The 26,145-nt window shown below is 61.0% G+C and carries 17 protein-coding genes; 8 read left to right on the forward strand and 9 right to left on the reverse strand.

Going from position 1 to position 26,145, the window contains the following annotated elements; translation table 11 throughout:
* Window positions 1-14: 14 nt before the first annotated feature.
* A complete protein-coding gene (gene ettA, locus QAO71_RS04570; protein WP_280165375.1) occupies window positions 15-1,679 on the reverse strand; it encodes an energy-dependent translational throttle protein EttA in 1,665 nt (554 codons plus the stop codon).
* A gap of 310 nt (window positions 1,680-1,989) precedes the next feature.
* Between ettA and glyA the strand changes: the two genes are divergently transcribed.
* Entirely contained in the window at window positions 1,990-3,246 is a 1,257-nt protein-coding gene (gene glyA, locus QAO71_RS04575; RefSeq protein ID WP_280165376.1) for a serine hydroxymethyltransferase, read from the forward strand.
* 115 nt (window positions 3,247-3,361) lie between these two features.
* On the forward strand, window positions 3,362-4,108 hold the full coding sequence (locus QAO71_RS04580) for a transporter substrate-binding domain-containing protein (RefSeq protein WP_280165377.1): 747 nt from the start codon (window positions 3,362-3,364) through the stop codon (window positions 4,106-4,108).
* A gap of 58 nt (window positions 4,109-4,166) precedes the next feature.
* Here the strand turns inward: QAO71_RS04580 and mqo are convergent, their stop codons facing one another.
* Entirely contained in the window at window positions 4,167-5,654 is a 1,488-nt protein-coding gene (gene mqo / locus QAO71_RS04585; RefSeq protein ID WP_280165378.1) for a malate dehydrogenase (quinone), read from the reverse strand.
* Window positions 5,655-5,803: 149 nt separating this feature from the next.
* On the opposite strand from mqo, the gene thiO reads away from it, so the two are divergent.
* Window positions 5,804-6,910, forward strand: a complete 1,107-nt coding sequence (gene thiO / locus QAO71_RS04590) for a glycine oxidase ThiO (RefSeq protein WP_280165379.1) — start codon at window positions 5,804-5,806, stop codon at window positions 6,908-6,910.
* Window positions 6,911-7,002: 92 nt separating this feature from the next.
* On the opposite strand, the gene QAO71_RS04595 is transcribed toward thiO, so the two are convergent.
* The 4 genes from QAO71_RS04595 to QAO71_RS04610 all read right to left on the reverse strand — a co-directional run bounded on the left by QAO71_RS04595 (window position 7,003) and on the right by QAO71_RS04610 (window position 11,450).
* Complete coding sequence (locus tag QAO71_RS04595; RefSeq protein WP_235818283.1) at window positions 7,003-8,343, reverse strand: sigma-54 dependent transcriptional regulator; 1,341 nt, start codon at window positions 8,341-8,343, stop codon at window positions 7,003-7,005.
* Window positions 8,344-8,380: 37 nt separating this feature from the next.
* Window positions 8,381-9,973, reverse strand: coding sequence for an ATP-binding protein (locus QAO71_RS04600; RefSeq protein WP_036990733.1), 1,593 nt, complete (start codon window positions 9,971-9,973; stop codon window positions 8,381-8,383).
* Window positions 9,954-10,184 carry a PP0621 family protein gene (locus tag QAO71_RS04605; protein WP_280165380.1) on the reverse strand — a complete coding sequence of 77 codons (231 nt, stop codon included), beginning with the start codon at window positions 10,182-10,184 and terminating at the stop codon, window positions 9,954-9,956. Before QAO71_RS04605 ends, QAO71_RS04600 begins: the two co-directional genes overlap by 20 nt.
* Before the next feature lie 261 nt (window positions 10,185-10,445).
* Window positions 10,446-11,450 (reverse strand): outer membrane protein assembly factor BamD, encoded by a 1,005-nt coding sequence (locus QAO71_RS04610; protein WP_036991184.1) that lies wholly within the window; start codon window positions 11,448-11,450, stop codon window positions 10,446-10,448.
* A 171-nt stretch (window positions 11,451-11,621) separates the two neighbouring features.
* On the opposite strand from QAO71_RS04610, the gene rluD reads away from it, so the two are divergent.
* The 3 genes from rluD to clpB all read left to right on the forward strand — a co-directional run bounded on the left by rluD (window position 11,622) and on the right by clpB (window position 16,004).
* Entirely contained in the window at window positions 11,622-12,581 is a 960-nt protein-coding gene (gene rluD, locus QAO71_RS04615; RefSeq protein WP_136869229.1) for a 23S rRNA pseudouridine(1911/1915/1917) synthase RluD, read from the forward strand.
* The gene (gene pgeF / locus QAO71_RS04620; RefSeq protein WP_280165381.1) at window positions 12,578-13,315 is read left to right on the forward strand and encodes a peptidoglycan editing factor PgeF; all 738 of its coding nucleotides are present in this window, start codon (window positions 12,578-12,580) and stop codon (window positions 13,313-13,315) included. Before rluD ends, pgeF begins: the two co-directional genes overlap by 4 nt.
* 121 nt (window positions 13,316-13,436) lie before the next feature.
* Complete coding sequence (clpB, locus tag QAO71_RS04625; protein WP_280165382.1) at window positions 13,437-16,004, forward strand: ATP-dependent chaperone ClpB; 2,568 nt, start codon at window positions 13,437-13,439, stop codon at window positions 16,002-16,004.
* Between the two features lie 221 nt (window positions 16,005-16,225).
* On the opposite strand, the gene QAO71_RS04630 is transcribed toward clpB, so the two are convergent.
* The 3 genes from QAO71_RS04630 to aceE form a co-directional block, all read right to left on the reverse strand.
* Window positions 16,226-16,825 carry a transposase gene (locus tag QAO71_RS04630; RefSeq protein ID WP_136869232.1) on the reverse strand — a complete coding sequence of 200 codons (600 nt, stop codon included), beginning with the start codon at window positions 16,823-16,825 and terminating at the stop codon, window positions 16,226-16,228.
* 398 nt (window positions 16,826-17,223) lie between these two features.
* Window positions 17,224-19,197, reverse strand: a complete 1,974-nt coding sequence (gene aceF / locus QAO71_RS04635) for a dihydrolipoyllysine-residue acetyltransferase (protein WP_280165383.1) — start codon at window positions 19,195-19,197, stop codon at window positions 17,224-17,226.
* Between the two features lie 10 nt (window positions 19,198-19,207).
* Complete coding sequence (gene aceE, locus QAO71_RS04640) at window positions 19,208-21,859, reverse strand: pyruvate dehydrogenase (acetyl-transferring), homodimeric type (RefSeq protein ID WP_036990721.1); 2,652 nt, start codon at window positions 21,857-21,859, stop codon at window positions 19,208-19,210.
* Window positions 21,860-22,105: 246 nt separating this feature from the next.
* Between aceE and glnE the strand changes: the two genes are divergently transcribed.
* Complete coding sequence (gene glnE / locus QAO71_RS04645; RefSeq protein ID WP_280165384.1) at window positions 22,106-25,048, forward strand: bifunctional [glutamate--ammonia ligase]-adenylyl-L-tyrosine phosphorylase/[glutamate--ammonia-ligase] adenylyltransferase; 2,943 nt, start codon at window positions 22,106-22,108, stop codon at window positions 25,046-25,048.
* A 121-nt stretch (window positions 25,049-25,169) separates the two neighbouring features.
* On the forward strand, window positions 25,170-26,093 hold the full coding sequence (locus QAO71_RS04650) for a branched-chain amino acid transaminase (protein ID WP_036991180.1): 924 nt from the start codon (window positions 25,170-25,172) through the stop codon (window positions 26,091-26,093).
* The last annotated feature ends 52 nt before the right edge of the window (window positions 26,094-26,145 follow it).

Consider the following 26,145-nt stretch of genomic DNA (forward strand, 5'->3'; position numbering starts at 1 on the left):
ATGTGACTTTTTGGTCAGGCCAGTTTTTTGTAGCGGACACGGTGCGGCTGAGCTGCGGCTTCGCCCAGGCGTTTCTTGCGGTCTGCTTCAAACTCGGTGTAGTTGCCCTCGAAGAATACCACCTTTGCGTCATCCTCATAGGACAGAATGTGCGTGGCGATACGGTCCAGGAACCAGCGATCGTGGGAGATCACGATGGCCGAACCCGGGAAGTCCAGCAACGCTTCTTCCAGGGCCCGCAGGGTTTCCACGTCGAGGTCGTTGGACGGTTCGTCGAGCAGCAGCACGTTGGCACCCTGTTTCAGGGTCAGCGCCAGGTGCAAGCGACCACGCTCACCACCGGACAGATCCTTGACGAACTTCTGCTGATCGGCGCCCTTGAAGTTGAACCGGCCGACGTAGCCACGGGAGGGCACTTCATAGTTGCCGACCTTGATCATGTCGAAGCCGTCGGACACCTGCTCCCAGACGGTCTTGCTGCCGTCCAGCTCATCGCGGCTCTGGTCGACACTGGCGATCTGCACGCTTTCACCGGTGACGATCTTGCCGCTGTCGGGCTGCTCCTTGTTGGTCAGCATGCGGAACAGGGTGGACTTGCCCGCGCCGTTGCCGCCGATGACGCCGACGATGGCTCCCTTGGGAATGGTCAGCGACAGATCATCGATCAGTACCCGATCGCCATAGCCCTTGGAAACGTTGTGCAGTTCGATGACCTGATCCCCCAGGCGCTGGCCGGCCGGGATGTAGATCTCGTTGGTTTCGCTGCGCTTCTGGAATTCCTGGGACTGCATTTCCTCGAAGCGCTGCAGGCGGGCCTTGGACTTGGCCTGGCGACCTTTTGCGCCTTGGCGCACCCACTCCAGCTCGGCCTTCATGGCCTTGGCGTGGGAGGCTTCCTGCTTGGCCTCGGTGGCCAGGCGGTTGGCCTTGGATTCCAGCCACTGGGAGTAGTTGCCCTCGAACGGGATACCATGGCCGCGGTCCAGTTCCAGGATCCAGCCGGCGACGTTGTCGAGGAAGTAACGGTCGTGGGTAATGGCCACCACGGTGCCGGGGAAGTCATGCAGGAAGCGCTCCAGCCAGGCAACGGAGTCGGCGTCCAGGTGGTTGGTCGGCTCGTCCAGTAGCAGCATGTCGGGGGCCGACAGCAGCAGACGGCATAGCGCCACGCGGCGCTTTTCACCACCGGACAGATGGCCGATCACCGCATCCCACGGTGGCAGGCGCAAGGCATCGGCGGCGACTTCCAGCTGACGGTCGAGGTTGTGACCGTCGGCAGCTTGCAGGATGGCTTCCAGTTTGGCCTGTTCGGCGGCCAGGGCGTCGAAGTCGGCGTCCGGCTCGGCATAGGCAGCGTAGACTTCGTCCAGGCGGGCCTGGGCGTCCTTGATATTGCTGACCGCCTCTTCCACGATCTCGCGCACGGTCTTGTCCGCGTCCAGTTGCGGCTCCTGGGGCAGGTAACCCACATTGATGCCGGGCATGGGCCGGGCTTCGCCGTCAAATTCCTTGTCTACACCGGCCATGATGCGCAGCAGGGTGGATTTACCTGCGCCGTTCAGACCCAGCACGCCGATCTTGGCGCCAGGGAAAAATGACAGGGAGATGTCCTTGAGGATCTGCCGCTTCGGGGGCACAACCTTGCTCACCCGGTGCATGCTGTAAACGTATTGGGCCATGTGGATACAACCTTGATAATTGAATAGAGGAAATGGCACCTGGAACGGGTGCGGAATGGGGGGCAAGGCTAGCCCAAAGTGTGGGTTAGGGCAAACCTGGCGGCTGGCTGGTCTCGCAGCTGCTGCAATTGGGCACGCGCAGTCAATGTGAGCGGCGCGCACCGGCGCCAGCAGCACGTGGCAGGTCCCTGCCCAGGTACTTGAAGTCTCCTATCCGACCGCCTGAATGCTTTTCATGTGCCAGTTTGTCCCGGTTGAGGTAAAATGCGGCCTCTTTTTTATTTGTACATCTCTGGCAGAGGGCCGTGACATGTTTAGCCGTTCCAACGATATTGCCACTTTCGACGCCGAGCTGTGGGCAGCCATGCAGCAGGAAGCACAGCGTCAGGAAGAGCACATCGAGCTGATCGCATCCGAGAACTACACCAGCCCTGCGGTCATGCAGGCCCAGGGTTCGGTGCTCACCAACAAGTATGCTGAAGGCTACCCGGGCAAGCGTTACTACGGCGGCTGCGAGTTCGTCGACGTGGCCGAGCAACTGGCCATTGACCGTGCCAAGGAACTGTTTGGCGCTGATTACGCCAACGTCCAGCCGCACGCCGGCTCCCAGGCCAACAGTGCCGTATTCCAGGCGCTGGTACAGCCGGGCGACACCGTACTGGGCATGAGCCTGGCCCACGGCGGTCACCTGACCCACGGTGCCTCGGTCAACTTCTCCGGCAAGATGTACAACGCTGTGCAGTACGGCATCGACACCGCTACCGGCCTGATCGACTACGACGAGCTGGAGCGTCTGGCGGTCGAGCACAAGCCGAAGATGATCGTTGCCGGCTTCTCCGCCTACTCGCAGATTCTGGACTTCCCGCGCTTCCGCGAGATCGCCGACAAGGTCGGTGCCTATCTGTTCGTCGATATGGCCCATGTTGCTGGCCTGGTTGCCGCAGGCGTTTACCCGAACCCGGTGCCTTACGCTGACGTGGTTACCACCACTACCCACAAGACCCTGCGCGGTCCGCGCGGTGGTCTGATCCTGGCGCGTGCCAACGAGGCGCTGGAGAAGAAGCTGAACTCGGCGGTCTTCCCTGGTGGCCAGGGTGGCCCGCTGATGCATGTGATCGCCGCCAAGGCAATCTGCTTCAAGGAAGCCATGAGCGACGAGTTCAAGGCGTACCAGCAGCAGGTGGTGAAGAATGCCCAGGCCATGGCCGAGGTATTCATCGAGCGCGGTTTCGACGTGGTATCCGGTGGCACCAAGAACCACCTGTTCCTGCTGTCGCTGATCAAGCAGGACATCACCGGCAAGGACGCGGATGCTGCCCTGGGTCGCGCTTTCATCACCGTGAACAAGAACGCGGTGCCGAACGATCCCCGTTCGCCCTTCGTCACCTCCGGTCTGCGTATCGGTACCCCGGCAGTGACCACTCGTGGCTTCAAGGAAACCGAGTGCCGCGAGCTGGCCGGCTGGATCTGCGACATCCTCGACAACATGGGCGACGAATCGGTAATCGACCGTGTCCGTGAGCAGGTCAAGGCCATCTGCGCACGCCTGCCGGTCTACCGTGACTGAACGTTGCCTGCAGTAAGCGAACCCCTTGTCGGTTGACCGGCAAGGGGTTTTTTATTGCAATATGCCGGTAGGTCATTACGCTGGTTGCCAATTACCCAGGCGAGGGGAGGGAGTGATGCTGATCAAAGGAACGGCGAGGTGGTTGATCTTGCTATTGATGTGCTGGAGCAGCGCGATGCTGGCCAACAGCAAGCCGGTGGTACAGGTTGCCTTCATGGACTTTCCCGGATATTCGCAGCTGGACGAGTCCGGCCAGGCCACAGGCAAGGCGGTCGAGCTGGTGCGCAAGTTGCTGAATGAAGCTGGCTATGATGCCCGGATACGGATTTTGCCTGCGGCGCGCATCTGGTTGGGACTCGAGAGCGGCGACGTGCATCTCTGGCCTGGGGTGTTGAATAAGCCGGGGCTCGACGAGCATACGCTGCTGACCGGTCGGGACCTGGGGCAGGTGAATATCAATCTGTATTACCTGCCGGGCCAGCCCGCGCCCGATTGGCCGGAGGGGCTGCGCGGCCGTAGTGTCATCATGATCACCAACTTCACCTATACCAATGCCCTGAACGATACCGTGCAGAATCCGGAGCTGGACCTGACTCTATATAAAAGCAACTCGCACAGGGGAGCGGTGGAGATGTTGCGGCGCGGGCGCGGGGACTACCTGCTGGATTATCGGGCGCAGGTGGATGTCGTGCTGGAGGAGCTGGACGGGGTCAGGCTGGAGCATATTGAGGTCGCGATGCAACCCATGCGTCTGGTGCTATCCCGTCATTCGGGCTTTGCTGAACAGTTACAGACTGATCTGGACGCTGCGTTTGACCGTTTACGGGCGCAGGGAGTCGAACTGGATGTGACGAAGCAGTAGTTTCGCTGCAAGGCAGGCGGTAATGCAGTCCGCCTGCCAATAGCTATGACGGCTGGGATCAGTCGCCGCGCAGCTTGAGCGTGCTCAACGTGCGATCACGGACCGTTTTCAGCAGCGCAGCGTCATCGATCAGGGATTGGCCATAGGAGGGAACCAATTCCTTCATGCGAGTCTGCCATTGCGGCGAGCTCATGCGTTCCTTGAAGCAGCGATGTAGTACGTCGATCATCGCCTGCACCGCGGTGGAGGCTCCCGGGGAAGCGCCCAGCAATGCTGCCAGGGTGCCATCCTTCGCGGCGACAATTTCGGTACCGAATTCCAACTTGCCGTGCCCCTCGGCATCTTTCTTGATGATCTGCACGCGCATGCCGGCATTCTGCAGCGTCCAGTCTTCCTCTTTGGCATCGGGGAAGAAGTTGCGCAGGGACGCGACACGGTCCTTGTGCGACTGGAAGGACTCGGCGATCAGGTACTTGGTCAGGTCCATATTGTCGCGACCCACGGCCATCATCGGTGCCACGTTGTACGGGCGAACCGAGGAGAACAGGTCGAATACCGAGCCCTTCTTCAGGAACTTGGTGGTGAAGCCGGCAAAGGGACCGAACAGCAGGGCTGGTTGGCCATTGATGATGCGCGTATCCAGGTGCGGAACGGACATGGGCGGCGCGCCGACTGGAGCCTTGCCATAGACCTTGGAATGGTGCTGCTGGACAATCTCCGGCTTCTTGCACACCAGCCACTGACCGCTGACCGGGAAGCCACCATAACCCTGGCTTTCATCAATATGGGATTTCTGCAGCAGAGGCAGAGAGCCGCCGCCGGCGCCAAGGAAGACGAAGCGGGCATTGAACTGTTTGTCCTCGCCGCTTTGTTCGTCCTTCACGGCGACCCGCCAATGGCCACGCTTGCTTTTGCGCAGGCTCTTGACCGAGTGGCTGAGGCACAGATCGAAACCGTCCTGAGTTACCAGATGCTTGATCATGCTGCGAGTCAATGAGCCGAAATCGACATCCGAACCGTGGTCGACGCGGGTAGCCGCGACCGGACCCTCCGCTGCGCGGTCACGCATGACCAGCGGCATCCACTCAGCCAGTTGCTCCCGCGATTCGCTGTACTGCATATCCGCGAACAGGTGATGGGCGCTGAGCAGTTCGTGACGCTTGCGCAGAAAAGCCACGTCTTTCTCACCCCAGACAAAGCTCTGGTGTGCGGTGGGGTTGATGAATTTGCCGGGCGCTGGGAGGATCTGCTGTTCGACCAGGTAGGACCAGAATTGCAGGGTCACCTCGAAGTTCGCGTTGATCGACAGTGCGCGGTTGATCGTGATGTTGCCATCATCGGCTTGGGGAGTGTAGTTCAGCTCACAGTAACCGGCGTGCCCCGTGCCGGCATTGTTCCAGCCATCCGTGCTCTCATGAGCAACGTGATCCAGACGTTCGACCAGGGTAATGGTCATATTTGGATCGAGCTGTTTGAGCAACATTCCGAGCGTGGCGCTCATGACGCCACCACCGACCAGCAATACGTCTACATCTTTTGCTGTCATTTACATGTCGCCTCTTACTAAAAACTGCGCGTATGATACTCGTTTATCCGGTTGAGTGTCATAACCATTACCCTTTTGTAGTAGACGTGGTTGATGGACTACCTGTGCCGGAATGATCGGATGGATAACACGGGGAGACGGCAGCAGACATGCACGACGTGGTCATCATCGGTGGGGGTGTCATTGGTTGCCTGTCTGCCCTCAACTTGCTGGATGCTGGAGTACGCGTAACCCTGATCGAGCGGGGGGTGGTTGGCCGCGAGGCCTCCTGGGCAGGTGGCGGGATCGTCTCACCGCTATACCCCTGGCGTTACTCCCGGCCGATCAGCGCCCTGGCCGACTGGTCGCAGGGTTTCTATCCGCAACTGGCCGCGCGGTTGGCGGAAGATACCGGTATTGATCCGCAGGTGACGCCCTGCGGCCTGCTCTGGCTGGATTCGGAGGAACAGGATATCGCTCTGAGCTGGGCAGCAGGGCGCGGAAAACCGCTGCTCAGTGTCGATGCCGAGTTTATCTGCCGTCAGGTCCCAGTATTGGCGGCCGGATATGAAAATGCGTTGTGGCAGGCTGATCTGGCCAATGTACGCAATCCTCGTCTGATGGCCGCCCTGCGCGTTGCTCTGGCTGCCAACCCCCATTGTCGTTTATTGGAAGGCTGCGCCGACGCCCGCCTGCTGATCGAGCAGGGGCGGGTGGCTGGGGTGCGCTGTGCTGGCGAAAATATGCAGGCCGATGCCGTGGTATTGGCGGCCGGAGCCTGGAGCGGTGAGTTTCTCGCTGAGCTGGGCATGGCACTGCCGGTAGTGCCGGTGAAGGGGCAGATGTTGCTGTACAAGGCGGAGCCGGGTTGGTTGTCGAGCATGGTGCTGTGCGGCGGCCGCTATGCGATTCCGCGGCAGGATGGGCATATCCTGATCGGCAGCACTCTGGAGCATGAAGGTTTCGACAAGACCCCCACCGAGGCTGCGCTGAACTCCCTGCGCACCTCCGCGGCGCAGCTATTGCCGGCGTTGGCGATGCAGCAGCCGGTTCGCCAGTGGGCCGGATTGCGTCCCGGTTCGCCGGATGGTGTGCCCTATATTGGCGAAGTGCCGGATTACCCCGGGCTCTGGCTGAATACCGGGCATTACCGCAACGGGCTGGTGCTGGCACCGGCTTCCTGTCAGTTGCTGGCAGATGTGATGCTGGGACGGCAGCCGATCATCGACCCGGCGCCCTATGCGGTGACGGCGGGCAGGGAGCTGCTGGCGGGTTAGCGGGGGAAACCTTTGTTTAATGGGAGCGGGCTTGCCGGCCAAGGCGCTCCCGTTCGGGCACACCGCAGGGCGGAACTGGCGCTGGCGGCAGGCTAGTCTTCCAGTCCCAGTTTCTTCAATCGATAGCGCATTGACCGAAACGTCAGGCCCAGGCGGCGGGCGGCTGCGGTCTTGTTCCAGCGGGTTTCCTCCAGCGCCTGGGTCAATGCCTTGCGTTCGATATCATCGAGAAAGTCTTCCAGCGAATCGATCTGGCGCAGCGCGGAGTCCTCGCCGGGAAGCGGGCTGGCGTTAAGCTGGATATCGCTGGCCATGATGGTATCGCCTTCACACAGGGTGAAGGCCCGCTCCAGAATATTCTCCAGCTCGCGCACGTTGCCGGGGAAGCGGTAGTTGCTCAACCGCTCCATGCACGCCGGGTCTATATGGGGCACCTCGACGCCCGCGCGCTGGGCCAGTTGGGTAAGAATGCGCCGGGCCATCGGTGCGATATCCTCACGGCGCTCGCGCAGCGGTGGTACGCAGAGCTCGATCACATTGATCCGATAGAACAGGTCCTGGCGAAATCGCCCTTCGGCCACTTCCACCGCCAGGTCCTTGTGGGTCGCGCATAGCAGCCGCACGTTCACTGGCTGCTCCTGCTGGGTGCCGACCGGACGCACCGCCTTTTCCTGAATCGCCCGCAGCAGCTTGACCTGCATCGCCAACGGCAGATCGGCCACCTCATCGAGAAACAGGGTGCCGCCACTGGCCGCCTGGAACAGGCCGGGCTTGTCAGCCACGGCGCCGGTGAAGCTGCCTTTGCGGTGGCCGAAGAATTCGCTTTCCATCAGCTCCGAAGGTATCGCCCCGCAGTTCACCGGCACGAAGGGATGACAGGCCCGAGGCCCCAGCGCGTGGATGCGCCGGGCGACCAGTTCCTTGCCGCTGCCGGATTCACCACTGATATAGAGCGGTGCCTCGCTGCGGGCGAGCTTGGCGATCTGTCGACGCAATTGCTGGATTGGCGGTGAGCTGCCCTGAATCGGATCGTCGCTCTCTTCAATCAGTGGGGCTTCCTGGCGCTGGTTCAGCCGTAGGGCACCGTTGACCAGTTCGCGCAGCCGCTGCAAGTCGACGGGCTTGGTAACGAAATCGAAGGCGCCGGATTTGAGCGCAGTGATGGCGGTATCCAGGCTGCCATAGGCGGTAATCATCGCCACCGGGGTGTTTGGGCAATGTTGCTGAATATGTCGCACCACACTCAAGCCATCGCCATCAGGCAGGCGCATGTCGGTCAGGCACAAGTCGAAGTGCTGCTGATTGAGCAGCTCCAGCGCCTGGCCGAGGCTGGTCGCGCTGCGGGTACTGATGTTCATCCGCCCCAGAGTCATGTCGAGCAGCTCCAGGATATCGGGCTCGTCATCGATGATCAGTGCCAGCGGATTGTTCACATTGTGCTCCATGCGTTCGTGCGGTTCGAAAAGGGCATCATACCAGCCGTCTGGGGTGGGCGAAGACGATGCGCATGCAGCTGCCGCGCGGCTCCAGCCGCTCATACTCCAGGGTTGCCTGGTTGCTCTCGCATAGCTCGCGGGAGATATACAGGCCCAGACCGGTACCGGCGGACTCGGTAGTGTAGAACGGTTCGAATACCTGACTCAGATGGCGATCATCGATGCCCGGTCCATGGTCGATGATCTCCAGGGTAGGCAGGCCGGTCCCGGCATCTTCATACAGCTTCAGCCAGATGGTGCGCTCGCTGCCCGGCTCGCCACTGTAACGGAAGGCATTCTGGCACAGATTGCTCAGCACCTGGCGCAGCTGATTGGGGTCCATGCGGGTCAGGATGCCTTCCTTCTCCAGTTCGCATTCGATGGTATCAGTGGCCGGGCTGGTCTGCTTGTAGTCTCGGATGAACTGCGCTACCCAGAGTGTCAGATCGACCAGTTGTGGTTCGCTCTGGCGCCGCCGGGATAGCTCGAGGACGGTTTCGATGACCTTGTTCATGCGCTTGGAGTGCTGTTGGATGATCTCGGTCAGGCGTCGGTCCTGGTCGTGGATGTGCTCCGACTCGATCAGCAACTGCGCAGCGTGGCTGAGGGCGCCCAGCGGGTTGCGGATCTCATGGGCGATGCTCGCTGTGAGTCGGCCCAGGGAGGCCAGTTTGAGTTGTTGGACCTGCTGGGCCATCAGCGCATTATCGTCGAGGAAGACCAGGATCGACTCCCGCTCATCGGCGGGCAGGCGCTTGAAATTGGCCATCAACTCTGCGCCGCCGGGATGGTTGCGAAAGGGCAGAGCACGGATCGATGGATTGACCTGCCATTGGCGCTGGCGCTGGCCCAGTTCCGGGGCGAGGCTATCGAGGGCCATGCCACGGATGATCGGCTTGCCCAGCATTTGGGCGGCGGCTTCATTGGCCAGCAGTACCTGCAGCGATTCATCGATCACCATGATGCCGGTGCGCATGCGCTGGATGATCAACTGGTTGAGCTTTTCCAGGCTGGCCAGGCTGGCTGCCTGCTGCTGGGCCAGGTTTTCCGAGAGCCGCAGGCGGCGGCTGAGGCGCTGCACAAATAGCGCTACCGCAAAATAGATGCAGCCCAGCACACCCACCTGCAGGTAGCTTTGACTGATCGACGGGTGCGCGAGGCTCAGGAAGAATGTCAGATAGATCAACGCCAGACTGGCCAGCGCCGCCAGCAGCAGGCCAATGCGCCCGTGCAGCAGAATATTGCCGGTGGCCACCGGGATGATCAGCAGGTTGCCCAGCCCGCTGCTGGCGCCACCGGCCGCGTAGAACAACACCGCCAGCAGGAAGATATCGATGAACGCCAGCACGAACAGATGCAGGTCGCGCTTGCCCTGATGCAGCAGCAGGGCGATCAACACGTTGATGATCAGATAGATCCAGCTGGCGCTTTCGTAAAGATCGGGGTTCTGCAGGTCGATCAGCCCGTCGCGCAGGGCAGAGCTGGTCAGCAGCGTCAGGAAAAGTCCAAGCACCACCCGATAGATATTGTAGATGCGCAATATTTTCGGGCGTTGGGAGTCAACCGTATCAGTACTGCTGGTCCACATCGCGATGCTCACTGCAGCAATACCATTTGTCGTCCTGACGCAGGGCCATATCTTCCGGCAGATGCAGCTGGCATTGAGCGCAGCGAACCATCTTGGGCGGTTGTTGCGGCGGCGTTCGGTGTTTCTCTGCCTGGGCGGCCTTGAACTGGCGCCAGAAGACAAAGGCGATATAAGCCAGCACCAGCAGAATGAACAGTTTGATCAAGCCCATGATCGTGGTGATTCCATGTAGGTAAGCGAATGGCCCTTAGTGTATCCCACCCGGGCGATGCGCCAAACAAGTCCGTGGCTCGGGTGGTCAAACTGGCTTGATCGAATGATTTTCTATGGGAGCAGTGGGGGTTGGGCTGCGAAAGCTCAGGTGTTGGAGGGTGCCGGGTGGATTCAGGTAATCCGGGGCTGGCAATAGCGTGCGATCAGAGCACGCCTGCCGGTGCGATGTGACGCCGAGGGAACGGCGTCACATCTTCAATCAATCAAACAGACCGAAAGTCAGCCGGCTCCAGATGGAGCGCTTGGGCTCTGGTTCCTGTTCCTGCCGTGGGGTCTTGATATCCCGGGGCAGGGCATTCAGCGCTGCCTGATACTGCTGTTCCATTTCCCGTTCCATCTGGGTTTCCCGGTTCATGGACGGCGGGGTCATGACCTTGTCCAGCAGGCCGGTGGTCATCGATTCGACCCAACCGGATTCGCGCTGGGCAGGCTCCACATGATGGCGGAACTCGCCGTCCTGAAGGCTCGGGTGCTCGGGATAGTTGGTCTGCAGCGTCAGCAGGGCGTTGTTGGCCAGATCATCCATGGCCAGACGACGGTAGCCTTCGACCATCAGCGCCAGGCCGTCACCGACAGACGGGGTCTGCTGGAAATTCTCGACAATGTAGCGACCGCGGTTGACGGCGGCAACGTACGCGCCGCGCTTGAGATAATAATGGCCGACATGAGTGTCGTAGGCGGCCAACAGGTTGCGCAGGTACACCATGCGCTGGCGCGCATCGGGCGCGTAACGGCTGTTGGGGTAACGGCTGACCAGTTGGGCGAACTCGTTGAAGGAGTCCCGGGCCGCACCCGGATCGCGACGGGTCATGTCCAGCGGCAGGAAGCGCTCGAAGAGCCCCCGGTCGCGGGTGAAGGAGGTCATGCCGCGCAGGTAGTAGGCGTAATCCACATCGGGATGCTGCGGGTGCAGGCGGATGAAACGGTCGGCAGCTGATTTGGCAGCATCCAGTTCCAGGTTCTGGTAGTAGGCATAGATCAGTTCCAGCTGCGCCTGTTCGGCGAAGCGTCCGAACGGATAGCGCGACTCCAGGGCCCGCAGCGATTCGATAGCCTGGCCGTAGTTGTTGGCGTCCAGGTTCTTCTGGGCCAGGACATAGAGCTCGGACTCGCTGAGCGATTCATCCAGAACCGTCGCCTTGTTTGATGAACAGGCCGCCAGCAGACTCAGCAGACCGACCAGCAATAGATGTTTAATCGACATGTTTGACATCCGGATGGACGACCCCGCGCTGTTGCCCTGACAGCCGTCCTGTTATAGTTGAGCTCAGTTGCCAGGCACAGCATGCGCCAGGCAAAGAAGCCGTATTTAACCACAGCGCCGGGCCGAAACCAAAAGGGATTGCGCGTACCGGTGCGTTCCAGTGAGCCATTGATGTCCGAACGAATTCGCTTGTCTGCACAGGTTACCCCGGAGTGCGGTGGTCAACGCCTTGACCAGGTCGCTGCCCGATTGTTCCCCAGCCACTCCCGATCGCGGTTGCAGGGTTGGATCAAGGACGGCAGTCTGACGGTGGACGGCAGACAGGTCCGCCCGCGCGATACCGTCTATACCGACGAACTGCTGGAACTGGATGCCGAACTTGAAGTACAGGGTGATTGGCTACCGCAAGCCATCGACCTGGATATCGTCTATGAAGATCACGCGCTGCTGGTGATCAACAAGCCGGCGGGGCTGGTGGTGCATCCCGCCGCCGGTCATCATGACGGCACCCTGCTCAATGCGCTGCTGCACCATGCTCCCGAGTTGGCCAAGGTGCCGCGCGCGGGCATCGTGCACCGCCTGGACAAGGACACCACCGGTCTCATGGTCGTGGCCAAAACCCTGGAAGCACAGACCGATCTGGTCATCCAGCTGCAGAACCGGACGGTCACTCGTGAATACGAATGCGTGGTGGTGGGCGTAATGACAGCCGGTGGCAAGGTCGACCAGCCCATCGCTCGCCACGGCAATAATCGGCAGAAGATGGCGGTGGTTGCCGGCGGCAAGGAGGCGGTGAGTCATTACCGCGTCATCAGCCGTTTTCGTGCCCACACCCACGTCAAGGTCAAGCTGGAAACCGGCCGCACGCATCAGATCCGTGTGCATATGAGTCATATCAATTATCCGCTGGTGGGCGATCCGACCTATGGCGGCCGGCTGCGTATTCCGCCGGGCGCGACGCAGGAGCTGATTGCCATGCTGCGAGAATTCCCACGCCAGGCACTGCATGCCCGGCGGCTGGAACTGGAGCATCCGGATGACAATCGGCCGATGCGCTGGGAAGCGCCGCTGCCCGCCGATATGCAGGCGTTGCTGGCGCTGCTGCGCCAGGACGGCGAGTTGGAAGAATGAAAGAGCACTGGCTGCAGGCCGACTGGCCGGCCCCCGAGTGGGTCAAGACCTGGGTCACCACGCGGCAGGATGGCTGCAGTCAGGGCGTGTACAAGGGATTCAATCTGGGTACCCACGTTGGCGATGATCTGAATAACGTTCTGGCCAACCGGGCGGAGCTGGGGCGCATGCTGGGCTGTCGCATGGCCTGGCTGGAGCAGACGCACAGTACCGATGTGGTCGAGGCCGCGCCGGGACTGGTGGAGGAAGCGGATGCCAGCTGGACCCTTGAGCCGGACGTCGCCTGCGTGATCATGACCGCCGACTGTCTGCCGGTATTGTTCTGCGACCGTGCCGGTACCCGCGTGGCCGCAGCCCATGCCGGCTGGCGCGGGCTGGCTGCCGGGATTCTGGAGAACACCATCAGCGCGCTGGGGGTGCCGCCGGAAGAACTGCTGGTCTGGCTGGGCCCGGCCATCGGTCCCGAGGCCTTTGAAGTGGGTCCGGAAGTACGGGAGATTTTCGGCAGCACGGCTGCGGCGGCCTGTTTTGTGCCCTCCGAGCGTCCGGGGCATTACCTGGCGGATATCTATCAACTGGCTCGGCTGCGCCTCACCAATGCCGGCGTGAATGCTGTCTATGGCGGTGGTTTGTGTACGGTCAGTGACCCCACCCGGTTCTTCTCCTATCGGCGCGACGGGCAAACCGGGCGCTTCGCTTCACTGATTTGGCTGGACTCTGCGACAAAAAATTGACGCCGATCAGGGCGACCCCCTTGAAAGCACAGTAATAATCCTCATCTATCATTCATCTAAGTGAATCTCGCCGGACCGGGACAGACCCCGACTGCCGGCCTGCCGATAAGGATTGCTACTCATGCGTATTGACCGCTTAACCAGCAAGTTGCAAATGGCTCTGTCCGACGCGCAGTCGTTGGCGGTAGGCCGTGACCACAACCAGATCGAGCCGGTGCATCTGATGCTCGCGCTGATCGAACAGCAGCAGGGCTCGATCAAACCGTTGCTGCTGCAGGTCGGCTTCGACCTCGGCAGTCTGCGCCAGCAGCTCAGCGATGCCGTCGATCAACTGCCGACCATCGCCAACCCCACTGGCGATGTGAACCTGTCCACCGATCTTGCCCGCCTGCTCAACAGGGCTGACGGCTTGGCTCAGAAGCGCGGCGATCAGTTCATTTCCAGCGAGCTGGTGCTGCTTGCAGCGATGGACCAGGACACCCGTCTGGGCAAGATCCTGTTGGCCCAGGGCGTATCGAAGAAGGGGCTGGAAACCGCCATCGACAACCTGCGTGGCGGCGAGAGCGTGACCGACGCCAACGCCGAGGAGTCCCGCCAGGCGCTGGACAAGTACACCGTCGATCTGACCCGCAAGGCCGAGGAGGGTAAGCTCGATCCGGTGATCGGCCGTGACGACGAGATCCGCCGCACCGTCCAGGTCCTGCAACGTCGGACCAAGAACAATCCGGTACTGATCGGCGAGCCCGGCGTGGGCAAGACCGCCATTGTCGAAGGGCTGGCCCAGCGCATCATCAATGGTGAAGTGCCCGATGGGCTGAAGGGCAAGCGCCTGCTGTCGCTGGATATGGGGTCACTGATCGCCGGCGCCAAGTTCCGCGGCGAGTTCGAGGAGCGGCTGAAGGCGGTGCTCAACGAGCTGGGCAAGCAGGAAGGCCAGATCATCCTGTTCATCGACGAGCTGCATACCATGGTCGGCGCCGGCAAGGCCGAAGGCTCCATGGACGCGGGCAATATGCTCAAGCCGGCCCTGGCGCGTGGCGAGCTGCACTGCGTGGGTGCCACCACCCTGGATGAGTACCGACAATATATCGAGAAGGACGCAGCGCTGGAGCGGCGCTTCCAGAAGGTACAGGTGGATGAGCCCAGTGAAGAAGACACCATCGCCATCCTGCGCGGCCTGAAGGAGCGCTACGAGGTGCATCACAAGGTGGCGATCACCGATGGCGCGATCATCGCTGCGGCCAAGCTGTCGCATCGTTACATCACCGATCGCCAGCTGCCGGACAAGGCCATCGATCTGATCGATGAAGCTGCCAGCCGCATCCGCATGGAGATCGACTCCAAACCGGAGGAACTGGACCGGCTGGATCGGCGGCTGATCCAGCTCAAGGTCGAGCGCGAGGCGCTGAAGAAGGAAGATGACGAGGCCACCATCAAGCGGCTGGAAAAGCTTGAAGAGGATATTGCCCGGCTGGAGCGCGAGTACGCCGATCTGGAAGAAATATGGAAATCCGAAAAGGCGGAAGTGCAGGGCACGGCCCAGTTGCAGGAGAAGATCGAACAGGCCAAGCAGGAATTGGAGAATGCCCGGCGCAAGGGTGACCTGAACCGCATGGCTGAACTGCAGTACGGCATCATACCTGACCTGGAGCGCAGCCAGCAGATGGCTGAGCAGCATGGCAAGACCGAGAACCAGTTGTTACGCAACAAGGTCACCGATGAGGAAATTGCCGAGGTGGTATCCAAGTGGACCGGTATTCCGGTGTCCAAAATGCTCGAAGGTGAACGTGACAAGTTGCTGCGCATGGAGCAGGAACTGCACAAGCGGGTGATCGGTCAGCATGAGGCTGTGGTGGCAGTGTCCAACGCCGTGCGCCGCTCCCGCGCCGGCCTGTCGGACCCGAACCGCCCCAGCGGTTCCTTCCTGTTCCTCGGCCCGACCGGGGTGGGCAAGACCGAACTGTGCAAGGCGCTGGCCGAATTCCTGTTCGACACCGAAGAGGCCATGGTGCGCATCGACATGTCCGAGTTCATGGAGAAGCACTCCGTGGCCCGCCTGATCGGCGCGCCTCCGGGTTATGTCGGCTACGAGGAAGGTGGTTACCTGACCGAAGCGGTACGCCGCAAGCCGTACTCGGTGATCCTCATGGACGAAGTGGAAAAGGCGCATCCGGATGTGTTCAATATCCTGCTGCAGGTACTGGAAGACGGCCGCCTGACCGACAGCCAGGGCCGCACCGTGGACTTCCGCAACACGGTGATCGTCATGACCTCGAACCTGGGTTCAGCGCAGATCCAGGAGTTGGTTGGTGATCCGGAAGCTCAGCGGGCGGCAGTCATGGATGCTGTCGGCCAACACTTCCGTCCCGAGTTCGTCAACCGGATCGATGAGGTGGTAGTGTTCGAGCCGCTGGGCAAGGAACAGATCGGCGGTATCGCCGAGATCCAGCTGAGCCGCCTGCGCCAGCGCCTGGCCGAGCGGGAGCTGAATCTGGAGCTGAGCGACGAGGCGCTGGAAAAACTCGTCGCCGTCGGCTACGACCCCGTCTACGGCGCCCGCCCACTCAAGCGCGCCATCCAACGCTGGATCGAAAACCCGCTGGCCCAACGCATACTGGCCGGCGACTTCGAACCCGGTGCGGTGATCAAGGCAGGCGTGGAAGGGGAGGAGTTTGTGTTCACCCGGTGAGCGGAATGGACCACCAGGGCGGGCATCAATTTCTGATGCCCGCCTGGGATTTTCGAGCACCAGCTCGACAGCTCCCCTATCAGGCAAGCCCGTTGCCGCCGCCAGCAAGATACGAGCTGGTGCTCGAATCTCCCAGGAGTTCACTCCGGTCATGTGCTCGCCCCGGGATTGTCGAGCATCAGCTCGACAGAGCTCCTATCAGGCCGCGCTGATGCGCCCTTCTACTCGGGGCCGACATAGGCGCTGGACCACCGCCACGCTTCTGCTGCGTGACACAACCCGGCCTTTACCGGATTCTCATGGATGTAGTTCACTGCGGTATGGAAATGTCTCTCGTCACGTATGAACCTGTCCCAGTAACCTCTAGCCCAGATGCTGCCTACCGGTATCCCTAAACCCAGGCGCTCGTTATTGTTTACAGCCCAGCGACCGCTGTAGGACTTCCAGCTTTGTACAATCCTTGGTAGCGAGTAGTGAGCCTCAATAAGGATATGCACATGGTTGGGCATGAGGCACCACGCCAATAGGCGATAACGTCGCCCGTCATGAAGCCGCAGCCCCTGAATGAATACCTCAGCCATCTGAGGGTGGGCCAAGGCGCAGCAGCCCAGGCCGCGGTCGATCCAGTATTCCATTTTTCTACGGCGTTCAACGCTTTGACGTGCCAGCGGCAAAATCCGTAGCTCCGACTTGATCTGTCTCAACCGATCAGCGGGTAGGGAGTCAGCTAAGCGGAAGGAAATGAACTGGGTGGCATCGGGCCCATCGAAGTGCGACAGCTTCCGCGAGTGATACCAGCCTTGGTAGAGGAGTTCGTCCATGACTATCGATCCAAACAGAATGATTGGATGCTTGCAAAGGTAGGCTCTGGTTACAAGGAGGTGTGCCTGTTGGAACGCATAGTTGAGAACGGGCATACATTTTACGGGGGAGAAAAGCTGTCGAGCTGGTGCTCGACAATCCCGGGAGGGGATCTCGTTGAGGTTGGTGAGTGCGGACGGATTGGCATTCCTGAGAGGTTCGAGCACCAGCTCGTACCTTTTTACCAGCGGCATCGCGTTGCTTGATGGAAACGCTGTCGAGCTGGTGCTCGACAATCCCGGGAGGGGATCTCGTTGAGGTTGGTGTGTACGGACGGATTGGCACCCCTGGGAGGGTCGAGTACCAGCTCGTACCTTTTTAAAAGCGGTCGGTAGCCTGCGCTACCGACCGCTTTTTCTTACAGCAACATCGACCGGATATCACCCAGCAGTTCACCCAGACGCTTGGTGAACAGGGCTGCGGCGGCGCCGTTGATGGCGCGGTGGTCGTAGGACAGGGACAGCGGCAGCATCAGCTTGGGCTGGAAGGCTTTACCATCCCATACCGGCTGCATGGTCGCCCGGCTCACACCGAGGATCGCCACTTCCGGGGTGTTGACGATCGGGGTGAAGTAGGTACCCCCGATGTGCCCCAGGCTGGAGATGGTGAAGCAGGCGCCTTGCATGTCGTTGGCGCTGAGCTTCTTGTTGCGGGCCTTGTCGGCGAGTTCCGCCGCTTCGGCAGCCAGCTCCAGCAGGCTCTTCTTGTCTACATCGCGGATCACCGCAACCAGCAGACCGTCCGGTGTGTCCACGGCAAAGCCGATGTGCACGTAGTTCTTCTGGATCAGTTGCTTGCCGTTGGGCGCCAGCGAGACGTTGAAGTTCGGCTGTTCGCGCAGCAGATGAGCACAGGCCTTGAGCAGGAACGGCAGTACGGTCAGCTTGACGCCGGCCTTTTCCGCCACAGCTTTCTGGGCCTTGCGGAAGTCTTCCAGTTCGCTGATATCGGCCAGGTCGAACTGGGTGACATGGGGTACGTTCAGCCAGCTGCGATGCAGGTTGCTGGCACCGATCTGCTGCAGACGGGTCATGTCCTTCAGTTCCACTTCACCGAAGCGGCTGAAGTCGACTTCCGGTACCTGCGGGATGCCGGCACCACCGGTTGCGGCTGCGCCGCCGGTTTCCTTGCTCTTGCGCATGACGCTCTGGACGAAGCTCTGCACATCCTCCTTGAGGATGCGATTGCGCGGGCCGCTACCCGATACTTCGGTCAGCTCTACACCAAATTCCCTGGCCAGCTTGCGTACGGCCGGGCCGGCATGGACCTTCTTGTTGCCACGGCTGGGCGCGCCGACCGGGGCCGGTGCGGCTTGCTTGGCGGCCGGAGCTGGAGCGCGTTCTTCCTTGGCTGGTGCTGCTGCGACTTCTTCCCTGGTTTGCTCGGCGGCGGGTGCCTGCTCGGCTTCTTCAGCCTCGCCTTCCACGCGCATGCGCAGCATCAGATCGCCGGCTTTCACTTCCTGCTCGAGTTTTACCTCGATGGCTTCGATCACACCGGCGGCTGGTGCCGGAATCTCCATGCTGGCCTTGTCGGATTCCAGGGTCAGCAGGCTCTGTTCAGCCTCGACCTTGTCGCCGACCTGCACCATCAGCTCGATGACCCGTGCACTGCCATCGCCAATATCGGGGATATTGAACGATTGCACGCTGCTTTCGGCTTTCTTCGGTGCTGGCTTCTGCGCTGGGGCAGGGGCTGCCGTTTCCTGCTTGGCCGGCTCCTGCGCTGCTTCTTCTTCAGCTTCGCCTTCGCCTTCAACGCGGATATGCATCATCAGGTCGCCGGTTTTCACTTCCTGGTCCATCTTGACCTCGATGGACTCGATGACGCCGCTGGCCGGTGCCGGGATCTCCATGCTGGCCTTGTCGGATTCCAGGGTCAGCAGGCTCTGCTCGGCCTCGACCTTGTCACCTACCTGCACCATCAGCTCGATAACGCGCGCGGTGCCATCACCTATATCGGGGATGGTGAACGACTGAACGCTGCTGCCGGCTTTCTTCGGCGCGGGTTTTTCCGCCGGGGCAGGAGCTGCTGCTTCCTGCTTGGCCGGCTGCTCGGCTTTGGCTGCTTCCTCGGGCTTCTCGTCGGCCGGCTGCTCGCCGCCCTCGATGTCCAGCTCGATCAGCTCGTCACCTTCGGACAGGCTGTCGCCCAGCTTCACCTTGATGGCCTTGATGACGCCAGCCTTGGGGCTCGGCAGCTCCATGCTGGCCTTGTCCGATTCCAGTGTTACCAGACTCTGTTCCACTTCGACGCGATCGCCGACCTGAACCAGGATCTCAATGACTTCGCCTTCGCCGCCGATGTCGGGTACCTTGATCACTTCACTCATGGCCGTCTCCTCAGCAGTTCAGCGGGTTGGTTTTGTTCGGGTCCAGACCGAAGGTGGCCTGGGCCTCGATCAGTACCTCGGGCTGCAGCTCGCCGTTCTCGACCAGCGCCGACAGGGTGGTGTAGACGATCCAGCGACGGTCGACTTCGAAGAAGTCGCGCAGCTTGCGGCGGCTATCACTGCGGCCGAAGCCATCAGTACCCAGCGCCTTGAAATTGCCCGGTATCCACTGGCGGATCTGCTCGGCATACAGCTTCATGTAGTCGGTAGCGGCGATGACCGGCCCGCTGCGCTCGGCCAGGTTCTGCTCGACGTAGGTCAGGCGCGGTGTGTCGGTCGGGTGCAGGCGGTTCCAGCGCTCCACGTCCAGGCCGTCGCGACGCAGTTCGTTGAAGCTGGTGACGCTCCAGATATCGGCGCTGATACCGTAATTCTTCTGCAGAATTTCCGCGGCTTCGCGGACTTCGCGCAGAATGGTACCGCTGCCCATCAGCTGGACATGCTGCTTGCCTTTCTCCTTGGCCTCATCGAGCAGATACATGCCGCGGATGATGCCTTCTTCCACGCCTTCGGGCATGGCCGGCTGGGCGTAGGCTTCGTTCATCACGGTCAGGTAATAGAAGATGTTTTCCTGCTCTTCCATCATCCGGCGTGAGCCTTCGCGGATGATCACCGCCAGCTCGTAGCCGTAGGTGGGGTCATAGGTGCGGCAGTTGGGGATGGTCGATGCCAGGATATGGCTGTGACCATCTTCGTGCTGCAGACCTTCGCCGTTCAGGGTGGTGCGACCAGCGGTGCCGCCGATCAGGAAGCCCTTGGCGCGGCTGTCACCAGCGGCCCAGGCCAGATCACCGATACGCTGGAAGCCGAACATCGAATAGAAGATGTAGAACGGCAGCATCGGCTGGTTGTAGGTGCTGTAGGCCGTGGCAGCGGCGATCCAGCTGGACATGGCGCCGGCCTCGTTGATGCCTTCGTTGAGGATCTGGCCTTTCTTGTCCTCGCGATAGAACATCACCTGATCCTTGTCCACCGGCTCATACAGCTGGCCGACGGAGGAGTAGATGCCCAACTGGCGGAACATGCCTTCCATACCGAAGGTACGGGCTTCGTCAGGGACGATCGGCACGATGCGCTGACCTAGTTCCTTGTCCTTCAGCATTTGCGCAAGGATGCGCACGAAGGCCATGGTCGTGGAAATTTCGCGCTCGCCGGTGCCATCGAGAATCGACTTGAGCGTTTCCAGCGGCGGAACCGGGATCGGCGTGCTGCTGACGCGGCGCTGCGGCGTGTAACCGCCCAGAGCTTCGCGGCGAGAGTGCAGGTACTTGTACTCGGGCGAGCCTTCTTCCGGACGGTAGAAGGGCAGCTTTTCCAGCTCACTGTCGTTGAGCGGAATACCGAAGCGGTCGCGGAAGGTCTTCAGGCTCTCGGTGTCGACCTTCTTGGTGTTATGCGCGATGTTCTGGCCCTGGCTGGCGCCGGTACCATAGCCCTTGATGGTCTTGGCCAGAATAACGCTGGGCTGGCCTTTGTGGTTGGTCGCCGCGTGATAGGCCGCGTATACCTTGTACGGATCGTGGCCGCCACGGTTGAGCTTCCAGACTTCCTCATCGGACATGTCTTCGACCATCTTCTTCAATTCCGGACGGGCGCCGAAGAAGTGTTCGCGTACATAGGCGCCATCGTTGGCCTTGTAGTTCTGGTAGTCGCCGTCAACGACTTCTTCCATGCGCTGCTGCAGCAGACCGTCATGATCGCGGGCCAGCAGCGGATCCCACAGGCGGCCCCAGATGACCTTGATCACGTTCCAGTCGGCGCCACGGAAGTTGCCTTCCAGCTCCTGAATGATCTTGCCATTACCGCGCACCGGGCCGTCGAGGCGCTGGAGGTTGCAGTTGATGACGAAGATCAGGTTGTCGAGCTTCTCGCGACCGGCCAGGGAAATAGCGCCCAGGGACTCGGGCTCGTCACACTCGCCGTCACCCAGGAAGCACCAGACCTTCTGCTTGCCGGGCTCAATGAAGCCGCGGCTTTCCAGGTACTTCATGAAGCGTGCCTGGTAGATCGCCTGGATCGGGCCCAGACCCATGGAGACGGTGGGGAACTGCCAGAAATCGGGCATCAGCCAGGGGTGCGGATAGGAAGACAGGCCGTTGCCGTCGACTTCCTGGCGGTAGTTGGTCATCTGCTCTTCGCTGATGCGGCCTTCCAGGAACGCGCGGGCATAGATACCCGGTGAGGCGTGACCCTGGTAGAACACCAGATCACCGCCGTGTTCCTCGGTGGGGGCCTTGAAGAAGTAGTTGAAGCCGATGTCATACAGGGTGGCGCTGGAGGCAAAGGTGGAGATGTGGCCACCCAGGTCCGGATCCTGCAGGTTGGCGCGCATCACCATGGCCAATGCGTTCCAGCGCACCATGGAGCGGATACGGCGCTCCATGAACAGGTCGCCGGGCATGACCGCTTCGTGGGTCACCGGAATGGTGTTGCGATAAGGGGTAGTGATCGCATAGGGCAGGCGGGTGCCGGTGCGGCTGGCCAATTCGCCCATGCGTTTGATCAGATATTCCGCCCGATCCTCGCCCTCGGCATCGAGAACGGATTCCAGGGCATCGAGCCATTCCTGGGTTTCGAGTGGATCGATATCATCGTGCTTCATATTGTTCTCCAGACCTTGTGGGTCCCGTGGTGGAAAAACGATTGCATGTCGGAGTGGGGTGAAGGACTCGGAAATGCAATGGTCAAGGGTGCGTGTAGTTTTACTACAAAACGAATAAGAAAACCATCCGGTCACATGAGATTCTGTAGTGAAACTACATCGGTGGCCCGGGTTTTTTCGCTGTGCTCTTTTCCATGCGCCCCGGGCGTGGCAATCTGCATCCTTCGGATGTATTCAGGATAGACCATGTCTCTTTCATTGCCGCTCACCTTGCCTGCCAGCCTGCAGCGGCTGGTGGATCATCATCTGGCACAGTGGCGGCTCGCCGTCCAGCAAGCCGGGTTGGCCTCCAGCCTGCCGCAACTCGGTGACACCTTCATGTCCGAACTGCAGCAGGTATTGGTGGGCAGCGACTTCGTTGCCGAGCAGCTGCGCCGCGATCCGCACATGGCCTGGCGTCTGGTCGAAGGTGAGCGGCTCTGGCGTTCGCTGGCACCGGGCGAGATGGCCGAGCTACTGGCGGAAGCGCTGGCGCCGGCGACTACCGAGGATGAACTGGCCCGGCTGCTGCGACGTTTTCGTCAGCAGCACCAGGTACGCATTATCTGGCGTGACGTGCTGCGCCATGCGGCAACCATGGAGACCACTCAGGATCTGTCCGACATGGCTGATGTTTGTCTGGAGCAGGGGTACCGCTGGCTGTATCGGCACATGGGCGAGAGCCTGGGAACACCTTGCGATCACGCTGGCGAACCGCAGCATCTGGTCGTGCTGGGCATGGGCAAGCTGGGGGCCCATGAACTGAATCTGTCCTCGGATATCGATCTGATCTTCGCCTACCCCAGTTCCGGTGAAACCCAGGGCGGTCGGCGCAGCCTGTCCAATCAGGAGTTCTTCACCCGGGTCGGACAACGCCTGATCAAGCTGCTGGATGAGGTGACGGTCGACGGCTTCGTGTTCCGTGTGGACATGCGGCTGCGCCCCTATGGTGACAGCGGCGCGCTGGTGTTCAGCTTTAACGCCCTGGAACAGTATTACCAGAGCCAGGGTCGTGACTGGGAGCGTTACGCCATGATCAAGGCGCGGGTGGTGGCGGGCGATCAGCAGGCCGGCGCCGAGCTGCTGTCCATGCTCAAACCCTTTGTTTATCGGCGTTATCTGGATTTCGCTGCCATCGAGGCGCTGCGCAACCTCAAACAGATGATCCAGCGCGAAGTGCAGCGCAAGGGCCTGGAAGACAACGTCAAGCTGGGCGCCGGCGGTATCCGCGAGGTGGAATTTATCGGCCAGGCATTTCAGCTGATCCACGGGGGCCGCGACCGCAGCCTGCAGCAACGGCCAATCCTGCCGGTGCTTGATGTGCTGGCCACCAATGTCTATCTGCCCGACGCCGCGGTGGATGAGCTGAAGGGCGCCTATCTGTTCCTGCGTGATACCGAACATGCGCTGCAGGCCATCGACGACCGCCAGACCCAGATGCTGCCCATTGATGCGCTGGGGCAGGCCCGGGTGGCGTGGGTAATGGGGTTCGATTCCTGGGCAGACTATCGCACCCAGCTGGATCTGCAGCGCAGCAAGGTGGCGCAGCATTTTGCCGGGGTGATCGCCGATCCGGACGAGGATGAAGATCAGCCGCAGCTCGATTATGAGGAATGGATGCTGCTGTGGAACGACCTGCCCGAAGCGGAGCAGGCTCAGCAGCAACTGGCCGAAGGTGGTTTCCAGGATCCCGTGCGTGCCTGGGAGCTGTTGCGCAATCTGATGGGCTCGGCGCGGGTGCGAGCCATGCAGCGCATGAGTCGTGAGCGGCTCGATATCTTCATGCCGCGGTTGTTGGGGATGGCCTGCGAGCAGGAAGACCCGGACCTGGCGCTGGAACGAGTCATGCCATTGGTCGAGGCGGTGGCGCGGCGCTCGGCCTATTTGCTGCTGCTCACGGAAAACCCCGGCGCGCTGCACGAATTGCTGGTGCTTTGCTCTGCCAGCCCGCTGATCGCCGAGCAGATTACCCGCTATCCAGTGGTGCTGGATGAGCTGTTGAACTCAGGGCGTTTGTATCGTCCGCCGGAAATCGCGGAGCTGGTGGACGAGCTGCGTCAGGAACTGGTGCGCATTCCCGAGGACGACCTGGAACAGCAGATGGAAGTGCTGCGCTACTTCAAACGTGCCCATGTACTGCGGGTGGTGGCCTCTGAGATCGCCGGGAGTCTGCCGCTGATGAAGGTCAGTGACTACCTGACCTGGACTGCCGAGGCCATTTTGCAGCAGGTGCTGGAGCTGGCCTGGAGCGATATGGTTCGGCGTCATGGCGTGCCGCGGCGGCATGATGGCAGCCCCTGCGAACTGGATTTCACTATTGTCGGTTACGGCAAGGTGGGGGGGATTGAGCTATCCCACGGGTCCGACCTCGATCTGGTATTCATCCACGACGGCGATACCGATGCGGAAACCGATGGCGCGCGCCCCCTGGATGGTGGCCGTTTCTATACCCGCCTGGGCCAGCGCATCATCCATATACTCACTGCCCAGACCACCTCCGGCGCGCTCTATGATGTGGATATGCGGTTGCGTCCCTCGGGTGATGCCGGGCTCTTGGTCACCTCGCTGGATGCCTTTGCCCGTTATCAGCGTGAGCAAGCCTGGACCTGGGAACATCAGGCTTTGGTACGCGCCCGACCGCTGGCTGGCTGCCCGCGGCTGGGTGAAAAGTTCGTTCGCCTGCGCGCTGACGTGCTGGGCCAGGAGCGAGAAGAAGCAAAGCTGCGCCAAGACGTGCTGAGCATGCGTCAGAAGATGCGCGACAACCTCGCCACGCAGGCCACCCATGGTGGTTTCGCCCCCGCGGCTTTCAGCGCCGAGACGCTGTTTGATCTGAAGCAGGACGCTGGAGGTATCGTTGATATCGAATTTATGGTGCAATATGCGGTTCTGGCCTGGTCGTGCCGGTACCCCGAGTTACTGCGTTTCACGGATAACATCAGAATATTGGACGGGCTGCGTGACGCCGGATTGATCGCCGGTGAGGACGTTCAGCGATTGCAGGAGGCTTACAAGGCCTACCGCGCAGCAGCCCATCGCCTGGCTTTGCAGAAGCAGCCGGGGAAAACACCTGGCGACCAGTTTCATGACTACCGACATGACATCATCCGACTCTGGCGACAATGGCTGCCAGAGGCTGCGGATGCCTGAATGACATTACATTCGAACAATGCGGCGGGCATGACCAGGCCAGAAAACGATAGGAAAGCTCCGCCAGATGCGGATGCGCAATCCTGAACCCTAGATAGATATATGAATGGAGCTGGCTGTTATGTCGATGGCTGATCGTGATGGTGTTATCTGGTTTGATGGTCAAATGGTTCCGTGGCGCGACGCCAACGTCCACGTCCTGACCCACTCGCTGCACTACGGCATGGGCGTATTCGAGGGTGTGCGTGCCTACAACACCGATCAGGGCACTGCGATTTTCCGTCTGCAGGCGCACACCGACCGCCTGTTCGACTCTGCCCACATCATGGGCATGAAGATCCCCTTCACCAAGGAACAGATCAACGAAGCGTGCCGCGCTGCGGTGCGTGAGAACAACCTGGATACCGCCTACATTCGCCCGCTGGTGTTCTACGGTTCCGAAGGCATGGGCATCCGCGCCGACAACCTCAAGGTGCATGTGGTCATCGCTGCCTGGTACTGGGGAGCCTACATGGGTGACGAGGCGCTGGAGCAGGGCATCCGCATCCGCACCAGCTCCTTTACCCGTCATCACGTCAACATCACCATGACTCGCGCCAAGTCCAGCGGTGCCTACATGAACTCCATGCTGGCCCTGCAGGAAGCCGTTTCCGCTGGCGCTGACGAGGCCCTGTTGCTGGACCCCGAAGGCTACGTGGCTGAAGGTTCGGGTGAGAACGTCTTCATCGTCAAGGACGGTGTGATCTACACCCCGGAAGTCACCGCCTGCCTGAACGGCATTACCCGCGGCACCGTGTTGAGTCTGGCCGAAGAAATGGGTATCAAGGTGATCGAGAAGCGCATCACCCGGGACGAGGTCTACATCGCCGACGAGGCCTTCTTCACCGGCACCGCCGCCGAAGTCACCCCGATCCGCGAAGTGGATAACCGCCAGATTGGTATCGGCCGTCGCGGCCCGGTCACCGAGAAACTGCAGAAGGCCTACTTCGACCTGGTCAATGGCCGGATTCCGGCGCGCCACGAATGGCTGACGCTGGTGAAGTAAGCTGAAAGCGGCAGGCTGAAGCGGGATGTCACTGGTGTTGCGACCTTCCGCT

Origin of the sequence: Halopseudomonas sp. SMJS2 (assembly GCF_029866945.1) — a bacterium.
Lineage (GTDB): Bacteria > Pseudomonadota > Gammaproteobacteria > Pseudomonadales > Pseudomonadaceae > Halopseudomonas > Halopseudomonas bauzanensis.